A 17,950-nucleotide genomic window follows, 5' to 3' on the forward strand; every position below is an offset into this window, starting at 1 on the left:
GTACCCTCACAGCTCTTGTGGTTTCGTGGGAGCAAGTGCATTCTTAGCAGAGTTTATGTTTAAATTTTTCTGAGAAAATATCAGTTCTTAAATTATTTAGTCTATGCGAATAAAAATGAGCAAAGATTTAACCAATTCTGCTATAGATCGCCAAAATGTTCTGAACAATCGATATGCGCTTGTGAAGGCAGAGGAATATCTCGCGCTGGGTGGGACGGCCTTCGCTGGCGAAACCGTCTTTACGAAGGCTCAGATTGTCGCGCTTTTCAATATCAGCGATGCCACCGTTGAGCGATACCTTGCTACTCACGATGATGAGCTCCGCCTCAACGGATACACCGTCCTAAAAGGGACAAAACTCAAGAATTTCAAGGGGTTGGTGGATGTCTCCCTCATTGGTGAGGGCAACAAAGCACCAGCGCTGGGCATCTTTAGCTTCCGAGCAGTCCTGAACCTAGCAATGCTATTGACTGAAAGCGATCGAGCCCAAGCCATTCGAACCAGAATGCTTGATATTGTCATGGATGTATTAGCTGAACGAGCTGGAGGTCACACCCGCTTCATTAATCAAAGAGATGAAGCGTATTTACCAGCAGCATACCAAGAATTTAGCTACCGAAAAATTTTCACCAACGCGCTACGCGACTGCCTTGAAATGGGAAATATAAAGTACGGAATTTACACCGACCGAATATACCAAGTTGTGTTTAAGGAGAGATCCAAAGAATATAAAAAGATTCTTAATCTTGCAGAAAAGGACAACCCAAGAGAAACAATGTATGCAGAAGTGTTGCAGGCGATAGCGAGCATTGAAAACGGCTTAGCCAATCAAATGGTCGAAAAGTCTAGCACATTGAAACGAAAGCTAGTTCCAAAAGAACTAGATGAAATGATAGCTGGCGTCGAACGAAATCCTTACTTAGCACCTCAACTTGATGCCGCACGAACGCGCATGGCCAGTCGGGATTTGCATTTCCGTGACGCCTTGCACCAAAAACTAGAATCCTACGTTCAATGCGTTCCTATCGCTGATTTTGAAAGATTTTTAGGGGAGACCAGTCAATCCTTGGAAAGTCGGTTGTCTGATCCGAAAACATTGGAAGTTTTTAAGCGCCTAAAAGATAGATAATAATGAGCAGCTATTTTCTATACTTCGACTTGGAGCATGCTGTAGGCGTCCATGATTGGATAATTGAAAATACTGGGGGTAGAGCGGGTGCTAACGACTTGGGTCTATTAGACAGTCTTTTGAACCACATTCAGAACGATGACTATTATCCAAGCTTTGAAGAGAAGCTCCTGCACCTAGTTTTTGCAGTAAATAAATCACATGCATTTGCTGATGGCAACAAGCGTAGTAGCATCGCATTAGGAGCGTATTTCCTTGAGTTAAATGGTTACGCGTATTGCGTACATCATTTTGTACGCAGTATGGAAAACATCGCAGTATGGGTTGCTGAAGGAAAAATCAACAAAGTTCTTTTGGGAAAAGTTCTTGAATCGTTGCTATATGAAGAAGATTACAGCGATGAACTGAAAATCCTCCTCATTGAAGCTATATCGAGAGAAGTATAAATTGCTTACTGACTGACTAACTGTCTGCGCAATTCAGCCAACACCGGCGCCGACGCCGGGCGCACACCGCGCCACAGGTAGAACGCTTCCGCCGCTTGCTCCACCAACATGCCCAACCCATCCATTGCCAAGGCTGCGCCTTGTTCAGTCGCCCAGCGGCAGAACGGGGTAGGTTCCTTGGCATACATCATGTCGTAGCAAAAGGTCTTACCCGGCTCGATCAGGCTGCCAGCAATCGGCGGTACATCGCCTGACAGGCTGGCCGACGTAGCGTTGATGATCACGTCTACCGGCTCACGCAGCCAGTCGAACCCACTGGCAGATACGGGGCCCAGATCGTCAAACAACTCGGCGAGCAACTCAGCCTTTTCCACCGTGCGGTTGGCGATGATCAGCGAAGCCGGCTGTTCGGCCAGTAACGGTTCCAGCGCACCGCGCACCGCCCCACCGGCGCCCAGCAGCAGGATGCGTTTGCCTTGCAGCGTCAACCCGGCGTTTACCTTGAGGTCGCGCACCAGGCCGGCGCCGTCGGTGTTGTCGCCGAGCAAGGTGCCGTCGGCGAGTTTACTCAAGGTGTTCACCGCGCCTGCGCGTTGGGCGCGCTCGGTGAGGGTGTTGGCCAGGCGGTAGGCGTCTTCCTTGAACGGCACAGTCACATTGGCGCCACGGCCTTGTAGGAAAAACTCACGGGCGCAGCCGGCGAAATCCTCCAGCGGCGCAAGCAAGGTGCTGTAGTCCAAGTGCTCGCCCGTCTGCTCTGCGAACATGCGGTGGATCAGCGGCGACTTGCTGTGGCCGATGGGGTTGCCGAACACCACATAACGGTCCATCAGACCGCCGCCTTGGGCGCAGCAAGGCCCAGCCAGTCGCGGTCTTGCAGGAAATAATCGGTAAGGCGCGCTTCTTCGCTGCCAGCCTCGGCCTTCCAGTCATAGCTCCAGCGCACTTGCGGTGGCAGCGACATCAGGATCGACTCAGTGCGCCCGCCCGATTGCAGGCCAAACAGGGTGCCACGGTCGTAGACCAGGTTGAATTCAACATAGCGGCCGCGACGGAATTCCTGGAATTCGCGCTGTTGCTCGGTGTAGGCGATGGCCTTTCGGCGCTGCACGATCGGCAGGTAGGCGTCGATATAAGCGTCGCCGATGGCGCGGATAAAGGCGAAGCAGGTGTCGAAGTCCCACTCGTTCACGTCATCGAAGAACAGGCCGCCAATGCCACGCGGTTCATTGCGGTGCTTGATATGGAAATAACTGTCGCACCAAGCCTTGTAGCGCGAATACACGTCCGGGCCGAACGGCGCGCAGGCCTGCTCGGCCACGCGGTGCCAGTGGATGCAGTCTTCTTCGTTGCCGTAGTAGGGCGTGAGGTCGAAACCGCCGCCAAACCACCACACCGGCTCTTCGCCTTCTTTTTCGGCGATGAAAAAGCGCACGTTGGCGTGGGAAGTCGGTACGTGGGGATTATGCGGGTGGATCACCAGCGATACGCCCAAGGCCTCAAAGCCGCGACCGGCCAACTCTGGGCGATGCGCACTGGCGGACGGTGGGAGACCGCTGCCAAATACGTGGGAGAAGTTAACGCCGCCTTTTTCGATCACCGAACCGTTTGCAATCACACGGGTGCGACCGCCGCCGCCGGCAGGCCGGGTCCAGGCGTCTTCGATAAAGCGAGTGTCCGTCTCGAAGGTTTCCAGGGCGCTGCAAATGCGGTCTTGCAGATCAAGCAGGTAGGCCTTTACGGCCTCGGTGCGGGTAGTCATGGCATCACCTTGAATCGGGCAAAGCTACGCGAAGCCATTGGGCGTCGGCGGCAAATGGGCGCACAGGATAACACCCCACCCCATTGCGCCGCAGTTGACGAAGATCAAGCTTAGGAGTTCGATAGGCGGCTACGCGAGTTCGAACCAAGGAGAAGGCAGATGGCAAAACGTATCCAGTTCAGCGCCCATGGCGGTCCCGAAGTGCTTGAGTATGTCGACTACACGCCTGCGGAGCCTGGCCCGCAGCAGGTTCGCGTGCGTAACGAGGCGATCGGCCTGAACTTCATCGACACCTATTTTCGCAGTGGTCTGTACGCGCCGCCAGCATTGCCTTCAGGGTTGGGCGCAGAGGGCGCCGGCGTGGTCGACGCGATCGGCAGCGAAGTCACCCAATTCAAGGTCGGCGACCGTGTGGCCTACGGCAGTGGTCCGTTGGGTGCCTACAGCCATCTGCACGTGCTGCCCGCCGCCAACCTGGTGCACCTGCCGGACGAGATCAGCTTCGAACAAGCGGCCGGCGCCATGCTCAAGGGCCTGACCGTGCAGTACCTGCTGCGCCAGACCTATGAAGTGAAAGCCGGTGAAACCATCCTGTTCCACGCCGCTGCCGGTGGCGTGGGTTCGCTGGCCTGCCAATGGGCCAAGGCCCTGGGCGTGAAGTTGATCGGTACCGTGAGCTCGCCGGAAAAGGCCGCACTGGCCAAATCCCTCGGCGCCTGGGAAACCATCGACTACAGCAAGGAAAACGTCGCAGAGCGCGTGTTGAAATTGACCGACGGCAAAAAAGTCCCGGTGGTGTACGACGGCGTCGGCAAGGACACCTGGCTGACGTCGCTGGACAGCGTGGCGCCGCGTGGGCTGGTGGTGAGCTTCGGCAATGCGTCAGGCGCGGTGGATGGGGTGAACCTGGGGATTCTGTCGGCCAAGGGCTCGCTGTACGTCACCCGGCCAACCTTGGCGACCTATGCCAACAACCCGCAGAACTTGCAGGCGATGGCTGATGACCTGTTCTCGATGATCAACAGTGGCAAGGTGCGTATTGATATCAACCAGCGGTATTCGCTGGCGGATGCGGCAAAGGCGCAGACCGAGTTGTCGGGGCGACGGACGACTGGGTCGACCATTCTCCTGCCGTAAAGCAATGGATATCTGGAGTCTGTAAGGGCCTCATCGCGGGCAAGCCCGCGATGGCCATGAGGCGGTCTCAGGAAGGCCGCACCACCTCACCCGTCACCAAATCCCGAATCAAGCTTGGGTTCTTGCGCCCACCCAGCGCACCACCCAACACCAGATCCACCTGCCCACGGAAGTATTGCTCAACGCGGATCCGCGTGCGCGCAGCCGGGCGCCCCTGGGGGTTGGCCGAGGTGGAAATCAAAGGCCCTACCAACGAGCACAAATCCCGCACCAGCGGATGGTCAGTGACCCGCACCGCGACGGTGTCGTGCACACCTGTCACCCATTCCGGCAGCAACCCCTGATGAGGCACCAGCCAGGTGTTCGGGCCAGGCCAGGTGCTGGCCATGCGATCGATCCAATCCTGCGGGAAGTCTTCGAACAGAAAGTCGAACTGGCGGATATTGTCCGCCACCAGGATCAGGCCCTTGTCCACCGAGCGGTTCTTGATGGCGAGCAAACGGTCCACTGCTTCTTCATTCCACGGGTCGCAGCCAAGGCCCCAAACCGCTTCTGTTGGATAGGCAATCACCGCGCCTGCGCGAATTTCTCGTGCGGTTTCCAGCACACGCCACCGGTTGACCATTGTTTACTCTCCAGACTAAAGCTCTGCGCAGTTTACCGATCTTCTTTACAAAACCTAGCAGCGCGCAAGCCAGCGCCCATTTTCACAGATAACCTGGCCTTCCAGCTCCAACTCGGTCAGCGTCGCCAGCACCTGGGACAAAGGGCGCCCGCTGGCAATCACCAGGGCCTCACTGGTCTGGGGTGCTGCGTGCAACAGCGCCACCAGCGGATGGACGACAGGCATCGGCGCCGGGCGCGACAGCGCTTGCCAGCCACGCAAACCTTCAAGGATGTGCTCGATGGTCTCCACCAGCACCGCGCCGTCGCGGATCAACTGATGACAGCCCTTCGCGCCGGGATGATGGATGGAGCCCGGGATCGCATACACCTCACGCCCCTGCTCGGCCGCCAACTTCGCGGTGATCAGCGAACCACTGGCCATGCCGGCTTCCACCACCAGTACGCCCAGGGACAAACCACTGATGATCCGGTTACGCCTGGGGAAGTTGCTGGCCTGGGGCGGGGCGTCCAGTGGAAACTCGGAAACTACGGCGCTGCCCTGGTCAATCATCGCCTCCGCGAGCCGTCTGTGACGTTGTGGATAAAAATTTTCGAGCCCGGTGCCGAGGACGCCGATTGTCTGACCGCCCACCTCCAATGCCGCTTGATGGGCTGCGCCGTCGATGCCTAATGCAAGGCCACTGGTGATGACAAAACCAGCGCTCGCCAGACTGCGCGAAAACGCAGCGGCGGTGTCCATGCCAGGACGAGACGCGCGACGACTTCCGACCATCGCCAGTTGCGGTCTTTCCAGGATTGCAGGGTCACCGGCGACGAATAAAAGCGGCGGCGCATCATCAATCTCGGCGAGCAGAGCGGGGTACTCCGGTTGGTCCCACATCAGCAAATGCTGGGCCGGGCACGCCAGCCAGGCCAATGCCGCACTGGCGCCGTCGCGGATTTCATGACTGCGCCGGGCATCGGCGCTAATGGCTGGCAACCCCAGCGAACGCCAGGCACTGGCAGGCGCGCTGATGGCCTTTGACGCAGAGCCGAACGCTTCGATCAGTAAGCGAAAACGCTTCGGACCCAGTTCCGGCAGCCTGTGCAAGCGTAGTCGGGCTTCCAGTTCTGACGGGGAGATTTCTTGGTTGTGTATCGGGTGCATTTGATCGTCCTTGACCGGAACAAGCTGTGGATAACTCTGTTGGTAACTTATTTAGCAGGCTATTTATTGTGTTTGATGGGCAGTCTCGAAACGGTCCATGACCGCCAGCGGCCGTGAGGCACTGAGCACCAGGGCGTAACTGAGCTTTTCGTAGGTGCGAAACACCAGCAGGGTGCCGGCGCGTTCATCAGGAAGTTGCGTCGACGCGCCACTAAGGCCATCGCGGACGGTGGCGCCGGTCTTGATCACGCTGAGCAGTTGGCCTTCGACCAGACCATCGCGACGCCCTTTGTTGAGGGTTACGGCGTCGAGCACGCCGATGTGCGTAACACCCTTGGGGATATCGATGATGTGCCCTTCGACAAAGGGCGCGGTGGGCGCGGTCGCAAGGGTTGTCGGGACGATAGGAGGTTGTGCACGCAGCAAGCGGTCTCCGGGGCGCACCTCCTGCGTGACTCGCTGTACGGTCAGGGTAGTAAGGTCGCCCGCCACGACAAATCGCGCAGTGCCAATATCATTGGCGTTGACGCCCAACAGCTCTTTAGTCACCGGGTCGGTGTAAACCTTGCCTCGTCGGAATATTCCGTAATTCGGCTGGGAAGGCTCCAAGTCGCCCCTGGCATATACCCGCTCGCCATTGGCACCCAGCACTCGGCCAGCATCGGCGGCAACGATGTACGGCGCGTTGTCCAGGTCTCGAGGCGAATCAAGAAGGCGGTTATGCAGTAAAAAGCGCTGGATAGCCTGTTGCGTCGGCTGATCCAGCCGCTGCACGGGCGGCGGCAGCAGGGCCATGGCGAACGGGGCCCACAATAGCAAGACGAGTAGCGATTTCCTCATGGGGTGAATCTCCTTTATTATGTGCGTTCGCGTGAAATGCCAGAGCCTTCGTGGCTTTTGGGTGTTTCACACCGGCGGTCTGGGTCCATCCCAACGCCGATTTGCCTCTACCTCACATGTGCAGCAATTACGCTTATGGCTATTTTGAACATCCTCGAATTCCCCGACTCGCGCCTGCGCACTGTCGCCAAGCCGGTGGCCGTAGTGGACGACAAGGTTCGTCAGTTGGTCGATGACATGTTTGAAACAATGTATGAAGCCCCGGGCATCGGCCTCGCCGCGACCCAGGTCAACGTGCATTTGCGTGTCGTGGTCATGGACCTGTCGGAAGACCGCAGCGAGCCGCGGGTGTACATCAACCCCGAGTTCGAACCGCTGACTGAAGAGATGGGCGAATACCAGGAAGGCTGCCTGTCAGTGCCGGAGTTCTATGAGAACGTCGAGCGCCCGATGCGCGTGAAGATCAAGGCCCTGGGCCGCGACGGCAAGCCGTTCGAGCTGATCGCCGAAGGCCTGCTGGCGGTGTGCATCCAGCACGAGTGCGACCACCTCAATGGCAAGCTGTTTGTCGATTACCTGTCGACGCTCAAGCGCGACCGAATCAAGAAGAAGCTGGAAAAAAAGCATCGCCAGCAAGCTTGATGCCCTCCTTCCAAAGGCTTGCTGCGGCAAGCCTTTTTCTTTTGTGACTGCTTTTAACCGAGACCACCCATGACCGAGCCACTGCGCATTGTTTTTGCCGGCACGCCTGAATTCGCGGCCGAACACCTGAAGGCACTGCTTGCCAGCCCTTATGACATCGTCGCGGTGTACACCCAGCCGGATCGCCCGGCCGGTCGTGGACAAAAACTGATGCCGAGCCCGGTCAAGCAACTGGCGCTGGAACACAACCTTCCCGTGCTGCAGCCGCCAACCCTGCGTAACGCCGAGGCTCAGGCCGAGCTGGCTGCCCTGAAGCCGGACCTGCTGGTGGTGGTGGCCTACGGCTTGATCCTGCCGCAAGTGGTGCTGGATATTCCACGCCTGGGTTGCATCAACAGCCATGCGTCGTTGTTGCCGCGCTGGCGCGGCGCGGCACCGATCCAACGCGCAGTGGAGGCGGGTGACAGCGAAAGCGGCGTGACCGTGATGCGCATGGAGGCGGGTCTGGACACCGGCCCGATGCTGCTCAAAGTCACCACCCCGATCACCGCCCAAGACACTGGCGGCAGCCTGCACGACCGCCTTGCCGAGCTGGGCCCGCCCGCCGTAATCCAGGCCATCGCCGGCCTGGCTGCCGGCATCCTGGAAGGCGACGTGCAGGATGACAGCCTGGCCACCTACGCCCACAAGCTGAACAAAGACGAAGCGCGCATCGACTGGAGCCGCCCGGCCGTGGAACTGGAACGCCTGGTACGCGCCTTCAACCCGTGGCCGATCTGTCACAGCACCCTCAACGGCGACGCCTTGAAAGTACTGGCCGCGACCCTGGCCGAGGGCACAGGCGCTCCGGGTGAAATCATCGGCGCCAGCAAGGACGGCCTGTTGGTCGCTTGCGGCGAACAGGCGCTGTGCCTGACCCGTCTGCAATTGCCCGGTGGTAAGGCGCTGAATTTCAGCGATGTGTTCAACAGCCGTCGTGAGAAGTTTGCCCTGGGCACCGTTCTCGGGATGGTCGCCCAATGAACCCGCGACTGGCCGCCGCCAAGGCCCTTGCCGCCGTGCTCAATGGCAAGGCATCGCTGAACAGTTCGTTGCCCACGCAGATGGATAAGGTTGAAGACCGTGATCGCGGCTTCACCCAGGACCTGGCCTTTGGCACCGCCCGCTGGCAGCCACGCTTGTCGGCGTTGGCGGCCACGTTGTTGCAAAAGCCGTTCAAGGCTGCGGATGCTGACGTCGAAGCGCTGCTGCTGGTAGGCCTCTATCAGCTGCTCTACACCCGCGTGCCCGCTCACGCCGCCATCGGTGAAACGGTCGGTTGCGCCGACAAGCTGAAAAAACCTTGGGCCAAGGCCTTGCTCAATGCCGTGCTGCGCCGCGCCCAGCGCGAGAGTGAAGCGCTGCTGGCCGAACTGGAACATGATCCGGTAGTGCGCACCGCTCACCCACGCTGGCTGCAAAAATCGTTGAAAGCGTGCTGGCCTGAGCAATGGGAAGCCATTTGCGCAGCCAACAATGCGCACCCGCCGATGATCCTGCGGGTCAATCGCCGTCATCACAGCCGCGACGCCTACCTGCAATTGCTCATCGACGCCAGCATCAATGCCACGCCGTGCGTGTACAGCATCGACGGTATCGTGCTCGAAGCGGCCGCTGATGTGCGCAGCCTGCCGGGCTTTGCCGAAGGCTGGATCAGCGTGCAGGATGAAGCCGCGCAACTGGCTGGCGACCTGCTCGACCTGGCGCCCGGCCAACGCGTGCTAGACGCCTGCTGCGCACCTGGCGGTAAGACCTGTCACATTCTGGAAGTCGAAAACGACCTCGCCGGTGTCGTCGCTGTCGACCTCGAAGCCAAGCGCCTGGTGCGCGTGCGGGAAAACCTTGCACGCCTGGGCCTCAGCGCCGAGCTGATCGCCGCCGACGGCCGTGACACTGCCACCTGGTGGGACGGCAAACCGTTCCAGCGCATCCTGCTTGATGCGCCGTGCTCCGCCACCGGTGTGATCCGCCGCCACCCAGACATCAAGCTCACCCGCCAACCCGACGACATTGCCGCCCTGGCCGTGCTACAAGGCGAGCTGCTCGACGCGCTGTGGCCGACCCTGGAAGTCGGCGGCATCCTGCTCTACGCCACGTGTTCCACCTTGCCGACTGAAAACACCGAGGTGATCGAAGCCTTCCTTGCCCGCACCAGCGGCGCCCGGGAGCTGGACCTCGCCACAACCGCCGGCATCAAGCAGCCCCACGGTCGCCAACTGCTGGCGCAAGAAGGCGGACACGATGGCTTCTACTACGCCAAACTGATCAAGATTGCCGCCGCGCGCGGCTAAATGGTTTAAGGGAGTGACCGGATGAAAATCATCATCCTTGGAGCAGGGCAGGTCGGCGGCACGCTGGCTGAACATTTGGCCAGCGAAGCCAACGACATCACCGTGGTCGACACTGATGCCGAGCGCCTGCGCAACCTCGGCGACCGCCTCGACATCCGCACCGTACAAGGCCGCGCGTCGTTCCCGACGGTGCTGCGCCAGGCGGGTGCCGATGACGCGGATATGCTGGTGGCCGTGACCAACAGCGACGAAACCAACATGGTCGCCTGCCAGGTCGCCCACACCCTGTTCCACACCCCGACCAAAATCGCCCGTGTGCGCGAAGCGGCCTACCTGACCCGCGCCGGTTTGTTCGACAACGACGCGATTCCGGTGGACGTATTGATCAGCCCGGAACAGGTGGTCACCCACTACATCAAGCGCCTGATCGAAATTCCGGGCGCCTTGCAGGTGATCGACTTTGCCGGCGGCAAGGCGCAACTGGTCGCGGTGAAGGCCTATTACGGCGGCCCACTGGTCGGCCAGCAACTGCGCCAGTTGCGTGAGCACATGCCCAACGTGGAAACCCGCGTCGCGGCGATTTTCCGGCGTGACCGGCCAATCCTGCCCCAGGGCGATACGGTGATCGAGGCCGACGACGAAGTATTCTTCATCGCCGCCAAGGCGAATATTCGTGCCGTCATGAGCGAAATGCGCCGCCTCGACGAGACCTACAAGCGCATCGTCATCGCGGGCGGCGGGCAGATCGGCGAGCGATTGGCCGAGGCCATCGAAAGCCGCTATCAGGTGAAGATCATCGAGATGAGCCCGACACGCTGCCGGCATTTGTCCGACACCCTAGACAGCACCGTCGTACTGCAAGGCAGCGCCTCGGACCGCGACCTGCTGATGGAAGAAAACATCGCCGACGCCGATATCTTCCTGGCCCTGACCAACGATGACGAAGCCAACATCATGTCCTCCTTGCTGGCCAAACGGCTGGGCGCGAAGAAGGTGATGACCATCATCAACAACCCGGCCTATGTCGACCTGATCCAGGGCGGCGATATCGACATCGCCATCAGCCCTCAGTTGGCAACCATCGGCACCTTGCTGGCCCACGTGCGCCGGGGCGACATCGTCAGCGTGCACTCCCTGCGCCGTGGCGCGGCCGAAGCCATCGAGGCAATTGCCCACGGTGACTCGAAGTCGAGCAAGGTGATCGGCAAGGCCATTCGCGATATCGGCTTGCCGCCGGGAACGACCATCGGCGCGATTATTCGTGACGAAGAGGTGATCATTGCCCACGACGACACGGTGATCGAAACCGGGGACCATGTGATCCTGTTCCTGGTGGACAAGAAACATATCCGCGATGTGGAGAAACTGTTCCACGTGGGGTTGAGCTTCTTCTGATCAAGCGGAGTGACCGACATGCTCGAATCCCTGGAAAAAATGCTCGCCAAAGGTGTGGATAACTCGCTGCTTCGGTTTGGTTTGGGCAAGGGTTATCTGGACGTGAAGGAAAACGCCAAGGCGGCGGAGCATCTGCAGAAGTGCGTCGGGTTTGATCCGAAGTATTCAGCGGCGTGGAAGCTTCTGGGCAAGGCGCAGTTGGGGTTGGAAGATCGTTCGGCGGCGCGGCTGGCATGGGAGAGGGGCATTGAAGCGGCACAGGCCCATGGTGATAAACAGGCCGAAAAAGAGATGACGGTGTTCCTGAAGAAACTCGACCGCCAACCTTGAGCCGATCTTCTGTGGGAGCTGGCTTGCCTGCTCCCACAGAAGATCTTCATGGGTCTTGAGTCAGGGGTGGCTCAGTACCACCGCGCCTCACCCGGCGGGCGTTTCTTGAAGCGCTTCATGCTCCACATGTATTGGCTCGGGTAAGCACCGACATACCGCTCCACCACCTTGCTCATCGCCGCGCAGGACGTGGCGGTGTCGGTGCTGTACATATCTTCCGGCGCCGCTTCCAGGATCACTTTGTAACCCGAACCGTCGGGCAGCCGCAGCGCATGCAGGAACACGCCGACCGCTTTGTGGCCCGCCAACATATTTGGCACAAACTTGCTGGTCAGCGCCTGGGTGGCGAAGAACGGTACGAAGATCCCCGCAGATTCCGACGGCTCCGGGTCGGCGGGGATACCCACCTGGCCGCCCTTACGCACTTCCTTGATCACACTGAGGATGCCTTCCTTGGTCGACGCCGCCACTCGATTACCCAGTTGCACCCGCTGCTTGCGCAGCAACTCATCCACTGCCTTGAGCTTGGGCGGACGGTAAAAAATGATGGGTTTGCACTGGTTGCAATAGAAATGGTTCAGCACTTCCCAGTTGCCCAAGTGGCTGGTGATGCCGACCACGCCTTTGCCCGAAGCCAGGGCTTCGTGCAGCACGTCCAAGCCTTCGACTTCGCGCACCAGGTCGATTGAGCGTTGGGCTGGCCAGATCCAGGCGCAGGCGCTTTCGGTCAGGGACTTGCCGATGTCCATCAGGCTGCGGCCGACTAACGCTTCGCGCTCGGCGGGGTCCATGTCGGGGAAGCACTTGGAGAGGTTGATCCGCACCGTCTCGCGGGAGCGGTTGGGGGTTTTCCACATGACCCAGCCAATGGCCGTGCCGACGGCCTGCACAGCGCGCCAAGGCAGCAGGGCAAACAACCGGAGAGCGCCTACCAGCAAGGCGCCTTTAAACTTTTCCACAGGTCACTCCTGTTCGTGTGTGGTGCGCAAAGCCGGCATTCTAACCGGCGTTGGCCAAGTCCGCGTAACGGTCGCAGTCTTGGGTGTGGTCCATGACCATGCCGCAGGCCTGCATGAACGCGTAGCAAATGGTCGGGCCGACAAAGGTGAAGCCGGCTTTTTTCAGGGCTTTGCTCATGGCTTCGGCCTCGGGCGTGATCGCCGGGACTTCGCTGCGGTCCTTGAAATGATTGACCTTGGGTTTGCCACCGACGAAGGACCAGAGCAAGCCGACCGGATCTTCCAGCGCCAGCCAGGCGGCGGCATTGCGGCGGGTGGCATTGAGTTTCAGGCGATTGCGCACGATGCCAGGATCCTGCATCAGTACTTCGATCTCGCCATCGCTCAACTGCGCCAACCGTTGCGCATCAAACCCGAACAAGACCTTTCGATAATGCTCGCGTTTGCGTAAAACGGTGATCCAGGACAGGCCCGCCTGGAACCCTTCGAGCAAAAGCAACTCGAACAAACCCTGCGCATCGCGCAGCGGCGTTCCCCACTCCTGATCGTGATAAGCCATGTACAGCGGATCTTCAGAACACCAAAAGCAGCGTGGCATAAGGCTCCAGGGGATGGTGGCGCGGCCGAATCGGGTATACTCCCGCTCTTTAAATCGCAGCCCAAGTAACAGGTGAATTTCGTGAGCCAGCCTACGCCAGCCGTGCGTACCTTCCAAGACTTGATCCTCGCCCTCCAGCAATACTGGGCCGAGCAAGGTTGTGTGGTACTTCAGCCCTACGATATGGAAGTAGGCGCCGGCACTTTCCACACCGCTACATTCCTGCGGGCCATCGGCCCGGAAACCTGGAACGCCGCTTATGTGCAGCCCAGTCGTCGCCCGACTGACGGCCGCTACGGCGAAAACCCGAACCGTCTGCAGCACTACTACCAGTTCCAGGTGGTATTGAAGCCGAACCCGGACAACTTCCAGGAACTGTACCTGGGCTCGCTCAAACACGTCGGCCTGGACCCACTGGTGCACGACATCCGTTTCGTCGAAGACAACTGGGAGTCGCCAACCCTGGGCGCCTGGGGCCTGGGTTGGGAAGTCTGGCTCAATGGCATGGAAGTGACGCAGTTCACTTACTTCCAGCAAGCGGGTGGCATCGAGTGCTACCCGGTGACCGGCGAGATCACCTACGGCCTCGAGCGCCTGGCCATGTACCTGCAGGGCGTGGACTCGGTCTACGACCTGGTGTGGGCTGACGGTCCGTTCGGCAAGGTCACCTACGGCGATGTGTTCCACCAGAACGAAGTGGAGCAGTCCACCTACAACTTCGAACACGCCAACGTCGACAAGCTGTTCGAACTGTTCGACTTCTATGAAAGCGAAGCCAAGCGCCTGATCGAGCTCGACCAGCCGCTGCCGTTGCCAAGCTATGAAATGGTGTTGAAGGCGTCCCATACCTTCAACCTGCTGGATGCGCGCCGTGCTATCTCGGTGACCGCACGTCAGCAATACATCCTGCGTGTGCGCACGCTGGCGCGTTCCGTCGCCCAAGCCTACCTGCTGGCTCGCGCCAAGCTCGGCTTCCCGATGGCAACCCCGGACCTGCGTGATGAAGTGTTGGCTAAGCTGGAGGCTGCACAATGAGTGCTCAAGATTTCCTGGTTGAACTGGGCACCGAAGAGCTGCCACCCAAGGCCCTCAACACACTGGCCGACGCGTTCCTGGCCGGTATCGAAAAAGGCCTGCAAAGCGCTGGCTTGAAGTTCGAAGCGAAGAAGGTCTACGCCGCGCCACGTCGCCTGGCGGTACTGCTGACCGCACTGGAAACCCAGCAGCCGGACCGCAGCATCAACATTGACGGCCCGCCACGCCAGGCTGCGTTCGACGCCGAAGGCAACCCGACTCAAGCCGCCCTTGGCTTCGCCAAGAAGTGTGGCGTCGAGCTGAGCGAGATCGACCAGAGCGGCCCGAAACTGCGGTTCAGCCAGGTCATCACTGGCAAACCGACCGCCAGCTTGTTGCCGACCATCGTTGAGGACTCGCTGAACGATTTGCCGATCCCGAAGCGCATGCGCTGGGGTGCGCGCAAAGAAGAGTTCGTACGTCCGACCCAGTGGCTGGTAATGCTGCTCGGTGACCAGGTCATCGACTGCACGATCCTCGCCCAAAAAGCAGGCCGTGATTCGCGTGGTCATCGCTTCCACCACCCGCAAGCCGTGCGCATCACTTCGCCGGCCAACTACGTGACAGACCTGCGTGCTGCCTACGTGCTGGCCGACGCCAATGAGCGTCGCGAATTGATCAGCAAGCGCACCGAGGAGCTGGCACGCCTGCAGGAAGGTACCGCCATCGTGCCGCCAAGCCTGCTCGACGAAGTGACCGCGTTGCTCGAATGGCCGGTGCCGCTGGTGTGCTCGTTCGAAGAACGTTTCCTCGATGTGCCGCAAGAAGCGCTGATCACTACCATGCAGGACAACCAGAAGTATTTCTGCCTGCTGGACGTGGAGGGTAAGTTGCTGCCGCGCTTTATTACCGTGGCCAACATCGAGAGCAAAGACCCGCAGCAGATCATCGCCGGTAACGAGAAAGTCGTTCGCCCGCGCCTGACCGACGCCGAGTTCTTCTTCAAGCAAGACAAAAAGCAGAAGCTCGAAGACTTCAACCTGCGCCTGCAAAACGTGGTGTTCCAGGAAAAACTCGGCAGTGTCTACGATAAGGCCGTGCGGGTTTCCAAGCTTGCCGCTTATATTGCGCCACGCATTGGCGGCGATGCTACCTGGGCTGCGCGTGCGGGCATGCTGTCCAAGTGCGACCTGGCCACCGAGATGGTCGGCGAGTTCCCGGAGATGCAAGGTGTTGCCGGCTACTACTACGCTCTCAACGACGGCGAGCCGGATGACGTTGCCTTGGCGCTGAACGAGCAGTACATGCCGCGCGGTGCTGGCGCTGAATTGCCAAGCACCCTGACCGGTGCAGCCGTGGCCATCGCTGATAAGCTCGACACGCTCGTTGGCATCTTCGGTATCGGCATGCTGCCCACCGGCAGCAAAGACCCGTATGCCTTGCGCCGTGCGGCCCTGGGCGTGTTGCGCATCCTGATCGACAAGAAGCTGGACCTCGACCTGACCCAGGCCGTGTCGTTTGCGGTCGGCCAGTTCGGTGCCAAGGTCAAGCAAGCGGGCCTCGCCGAGCAAGTGCTGGAATTCGTGTTCGACCGCCTGCGCGCGCGCTATGAAGATGAAGGCGTGGACGTGTCCGTGTACCTGTCGGTGCGTGCCCTGCAACCGGGGTCGGCGTTGGACTTTGACCAGCGCGTACAAGCCGTGCAGGCCTTCCGCAAACTGCCGGAAGCCGACGCATTGGCCGCCGTGAACAAGCGTGTGTCGAACCTGCTGAGCAAGGCCGAAGGCCTGGGCAACGCTGACGTCGACCCTGGCCTGTTCGCCGATGCCAAGGAGTTCTCGCTGAACTCGGCCATCGCCAAGGCTGAAAACGCAGTGAAACCGCTGATCGCTGAGCGTAACTATGCCGAAGCACTGGCGCGCCTGGCGACCTTGCGCGAGCCGGTGGATGCGTTCTTTGAAGCGGTGATGATCAATGCCGAAGATGCAGGCGTGCGGAAAAACCGCTACGCCATGCTCGCGCGTCTGCGTGGATTGTTCGTCAACATCGCTGACATTTCGACGCTGAGCTGACCCTGTTGAAACTTCTGATTCTCGATCGGGACGGGGTGATCAATTACGACTCCGACGCTTACATCAAGTCGGTGGAGGAATGGGTTCCACTGCCCGGCTCGATCGAGGCCATCGCGCAGTTGAGCAAAGCCGGCTGGACGGTGGCCATCGCCACCAACCAGTCCGGCATCGCCCGTGGCTACTACGACATCGCAACCCTGGACGCCATGCACGCGCGCCTGCGCACCATGGTGGCCGAGCAGGGTGGCGAGGTGGGGTTGGTGGTGTATTGCCCCCACGGGCCGGATGAGGGCTGCGATTGCCGCAAACCCAAGCCCGGCATGTTGAAAATCATTGCAGAACATTACAAGGTGCCCTTGGCTGGGATATGGTTCGTCGGGGACAGCCTCGGTGACCTGGAGGCGGCCAAAGCCGTCGACTCTCAGCCAGTTTTGGTTAAGACCGGAAAAGGCGAAAAGACCCAGGCGAAAAACCTGCCGGTAGGCACTTTGATTTTTGACGATCTGGCGGCCGTGGCCGCAGAACTTATCAACAACTAGCCGCCCTCGACTTCCTGACCAAGGATGTTCGGGAGAGCGCTTTTAACAGGCGGGCGTTGTCCCGCAACGGTAAATGCCGCCATGTCGATTTTGCAGGCCATCAGAACCTTTTTCTTTTACCTGCTGCTGGGCACCAGTTCGTTTCTCTGGTGCACCCTGAGCTTTTTTATTGCACCGTTCCTGCCATTCAAAGCGCGTTATCGCTTTATCAATGTCTATTGGTGCCGTTGCGCGTTGTGGTTGACCAAGGTGTTCCTGGGCATTCGCTTCGAGATAAAAGGCGCGGAAAATGTCCCGGATCAGCCCTGCGTGATTCTGTCGAACCACCAGAGCACCTGGGAGACGTTCTTTCTTTCGGCGTACTTCTCGCCGTTGAGCCAGGTGCTCAAGCGTGAGCTGCTGTACGTGCCGTTCTTCGGCTGGGCGATGGCCATGTTGCGTCCGATCGCAATTGACCGTGACAACCCCAAGGCAGCGCTCAAGCATGTGGCCAAGAAGGGCGACGAGCTGCTCAAGGATGGCGTTTGGGTACTGATCTTCCCCGAAGGTACACGTGTGCCCTTCGGCACCGTAGGCAAGTTCTCACGCGGAGGTACGGCTTTGGCGGTCAACGCCAACCTGCCAGTGCTGCCGATTGCCCATAACGCTGGCAAGTTTTGGCCTAAGACTGGCTGGGCCAAACGCGCGGGGACTATCACGGTGGTCATTGGCGAACCGATGTACGCCGAAGGTGAAGGACCACGTGCAATTGCCGCGTTGAATGACCGTGCCCAGGCATGGAATCAAGCGCAGCAACGGGCGATGGGTTCGCTGCCGCCGGAGCCGATTGTGGTCGAAACACCCGTGACCTGAGTATCTGTGGATAAGCTGTGCACGGATTGTTGGTGAATTGCCATTTTTGTCTTATAAGAATCTGATTTTATTAGATATTTCCAGAGCTCATAAAATCACCAAAAACGTGCATAAGTTTTTTCAGCATAAAA

Annotated in this window: 19 protein-coding genes; 12 read left to right on the forward strand and 7 right to left on the reverse strand. The window is 59.5% G+C overall.

Annotated features, from left to right (window positions below):
- The first annotated feature begins 115 nt into the window (after window positions 1–115).
- Both AACY52_RS16180 and AACY52_RS16185 read left to right on the forward strand, forming a co-directional pair.
- The gene (locus AACY52_RS16180) at window positions 116–1,129 is read left to right on the forward strand and encodes a DNA-binding protein (protein WP_339438449.1); all 1,014 of its coding nucleotides are present in this window, start codon (window positions 116–118) and stop codon (window positions 1,127–1,129) included.
- 2 nt (window positions 1,130–1,131) lie between these two features.
- Window positions 1,132–1,575 (forward strand): type II toxin-antitoxin system death-on-curing family toxin, encoded by a 444-nt coding sequence (locus AACY52_RS16185; RefSeq protein ID WP_339436892.1) that lies wholly within the window; start codon window positions 1,132–1,134, stop codon window positions 1,573–1,575.
- 5 nt (window positions 1,576–1,580) lie between these two features.
- Here AACY52_RS16185 and aroE read toward each other — a convergent pair whose 3' ends face one another.
- Together aroE and hemF are read right to left on the reverse strand one after the other, a co-directional pair.
- Entirely contained in the window at window positions 1,581–2,405 is an 825-nt protein-coding gene (gene aroE, locus AACY52_RS16190; protein ID WP_339560614.1) for a shikimate dehydrogenase, read from the reverse strand.
- Window positions 2,405–3,337, reverse strand: a complete 933-nt coding sequence (gene hemF / locus AACY52_RS16195) for an oxygen-dependent coproporphyrinogen oxidase (protein WP_339427740.1) — start codon at window positions 3,335–3,337, stop codon at window positions 2,405–2,407. Before hemF ends, aroE begins: the two co-directional genes overlap by 1 nt.
- Before the next feature lie 159 nt (window positions 3,338–3,496).
- Here hemF and AACY52_RS16200 point away from each other — a divergent pair, with 159 nt between their 5' ends.
- Window positions 3,497–4,474: a quinone oxidoreductase gene (locus AACY52_RS16200; RefSeq protein ID WP_339438445.1), complete on the forward strand. Its 978-nt coding sequence runs from the start codon at window positions 3,497–3,499 to the stop codon at window positions 4,472–4,474.
- A gap of 67 nt (window positions 4,475–4,541) precedes the next feature.
- Here AACY52_RS16200 and AACY52_RS16205 read toward each other — a convergent pair whose 3' ends face one another.
- The 3 genes from AACY52_RS16205 to AACY52_RS16215 form a co-directional block, all read right to left on the reverse strand.
- Complete coding sequence (locus AACY52_RS16205) at window positions 4,542–5,099, reverse strand: L-threonylcarbamoyladenylate synthase (RefSeq protein WP_012721468.1); 558 nt, start codon at window positions 5,097–5,099, stop codon at window positions 4,542–4,544.
- Window positions 5,100–5,153: 54 nt separating this feature from the next.
- Window positions 5,154–6,248, reverse strand: coding sequence for a DNA-processing protein DprA (dprA, locus tag AACY52_RS16210; RefSeq protein WP_339427738.1), 1,095 nt, complete (start codon window positions 6,246–6,248; stop codon window positions 5,154–5,156).
- Window positions 6,249–6,311: 63 nt separating this feature from the next.
- Window positions 6,312–7,088, reverse strand: coding sequence for a peptidoglycan-binding protein (locus tag AACY52_RS16215; protein WP_339456382.1), 777 nt, complete (start codon window positions 7,086–7,088; stop codon window positions 6,312–6,314).
- A gap of 135 nt (window positions 7,089–7,223) precedes the next feature.
- On the opposite strand from AACY52_RS16215, the gene def reads away from it, so the two are divergent.
- The 5 genes from def to AACY52_RS16240 all read left to right on the forward strand — a co-directional run bounded on the left by def (window position 7,224) and on the right by AACY52_RS16240 (window position 11,785).
- Complete coding sequence (def, locus tag AACY52_RS16220; RefSeq protein ID WP_339427736.1) at window positions 7,224–7,730, forward strand: peptide deformylase; 507 nt, start codon at window positions 7,224–7,226, stop codon at window positions 7,728–7,730.
- A 69-nt stretch (window positions 7,731–7,799) separates the two neighbouring features.
- The gene (fmt, locus tag AACY52_RS16225; RefSeq protein WP_339427735.1) at window positions 7,800–8,753 is read left to right on the forward strand and encodes a methionyl-tRNA formyltransferase; all 954 of its coding nucleotides are present in this window, start codon (window positions 7,800–7,802) and stop codon (window positions 8,751–8,753) included.
- On the forward strand, window positions 8,750–10,060 hold the full coding sequence (gene rsmB, locus AACY52_RS16230; protein ID WP_339419277.1) for a 16S rRNA (cytosine(967)-C(5))-methyltransferase RsmB: 1,311 nt from the start codon (window positions 8,750–8,752) through the stop codon (window positions 10,058–10,060). The genes fmt and rsmB overlap by 4 nt, the downstream gene beginning before the upstream one ends.
- 21 nt (window positions 10,061–10,081) lie before the next feature.
- A complete protein-coding gene (trkA, locus tag AACY52_RS16235; protein ID WP_339419278.1) occupies window positions 10,082–11,455 on the forward strand; it encodes a Trk system potassium transporter TrkA in 1,374 nt (457 codons plus the stop codon).
- 18 nt (window positions 11,456–11,473) lie between these two features.
- Window positions 11,474–11,785 (forward strand): hypothetical protein, encoded by a 312-nt coding sequence (locus AACY52_RS16240; protein ID WP_339560615.1) that lies wholly within the window; start codon window positions 11,474–11,476, stop codon window positions 11,783–11,785.
- Window positions 11,786–11,856: 71 nt separating this feature from the next.
- Here AACY52_RS16240 and AACY52_RS16245 read toward each other — a convergent pair whose 3' ends face one another.
- Entirely contained in the window at window positions 11,857–12,744 is an 888-nt protein-coding gene (locus AACY52_RS16245; RefSeq protein WP_339560616.1) for a lysophospholipid acyltransferase, read from the reverse strand.
- Window positions 12,745–12,784: 40 nt separating this feature from the next.
- Entirely contained in the window at window positions 12,785–13,342 is a 558-nt protein-coding gene (locus AACY52_RS16250; protein ID WP_339419281.1) for a DNA-3-methyladenine glycosylase I, read from the reverse strand.
- Between the two features lie 81 nt (window positions 13,343–13,423).
- Between AACY52_RS16250 and glyQ the strand changes: the two genes are divergently transcribed.
- The 4 genes from glyQ to AACY52_RS16270 all read left to right on the forward strand — a co-directional run bounded on the left by glyQ (window position 13,424) and on the right by AACY52_RS16270 (window position 17,819).
- On the forward strand, window positions 13,424–14,377 hold the full coding sequence (gene glyQ / locus AACY52_RS16255; RefSeq protein WP_003187265.1) for a glycine--tRNA ligase subunit alpha: 954 nt from the start codon (window positions 13,424–13,426) through the stop codon (window positions 14,375–14,377).
- Window positions 14,374–16,428, forward strand: coding sequence for a glycine--tRNA ligase subunit beta (gene glyS, locus AACY52_RS16260; RefSeq protein WP_339560617.1), 2,055 nt, complete (start codon window positions 14,374–14,376; stop codon window positions 16,426–16,428). Before glyQ ends, glyS begins: the two co-directional genes overlap by 4 nt.
- Window positions 16,429–16,433: 5 nt before the next feature.
- On the forward strand, window positions 16,434–16,967 hold the full coding sequence (gene gmhB / locus AACY52_RS16265) for a D-glycero-beta-D-manno-heptose 1,7-bisphosphate 7-phosphatase (protein ID WP_339419284.1): 534 nt from the start codon (window positions 16,434–16,436) through the stop codon (window positions 16,965–16,967).
- An 81-nt stretch (window positions 16,968–17,048) separates the two neighbouring features.
- Window positions 17,049–17,819 (forward strand): lysophospholipid acyltransferase family protein, encoded by a 771-nt coding sequence (locus AACY52_RS16270; protein ID WP_339560618.1) that lies wholly within the window; start codon window positions 17,049–17,051, stop codon window positions 17,817–17,819.
- The last annotated feature ends 131 nt before the right edge of the window (window positions 17,820–17,950 follow it).

The sequence above is a fragment of the Pseudomonas sp. EA_65y_Pfl1_P113 genome (assembly GCF_963970525.1).
GTDB lineage: Bacteria > Pseudomonadota > Gammaproteobacteria > Pseudomonadales > Pseudomonadaceae > Aquipseudomonas > Aquipseudomonas tritici.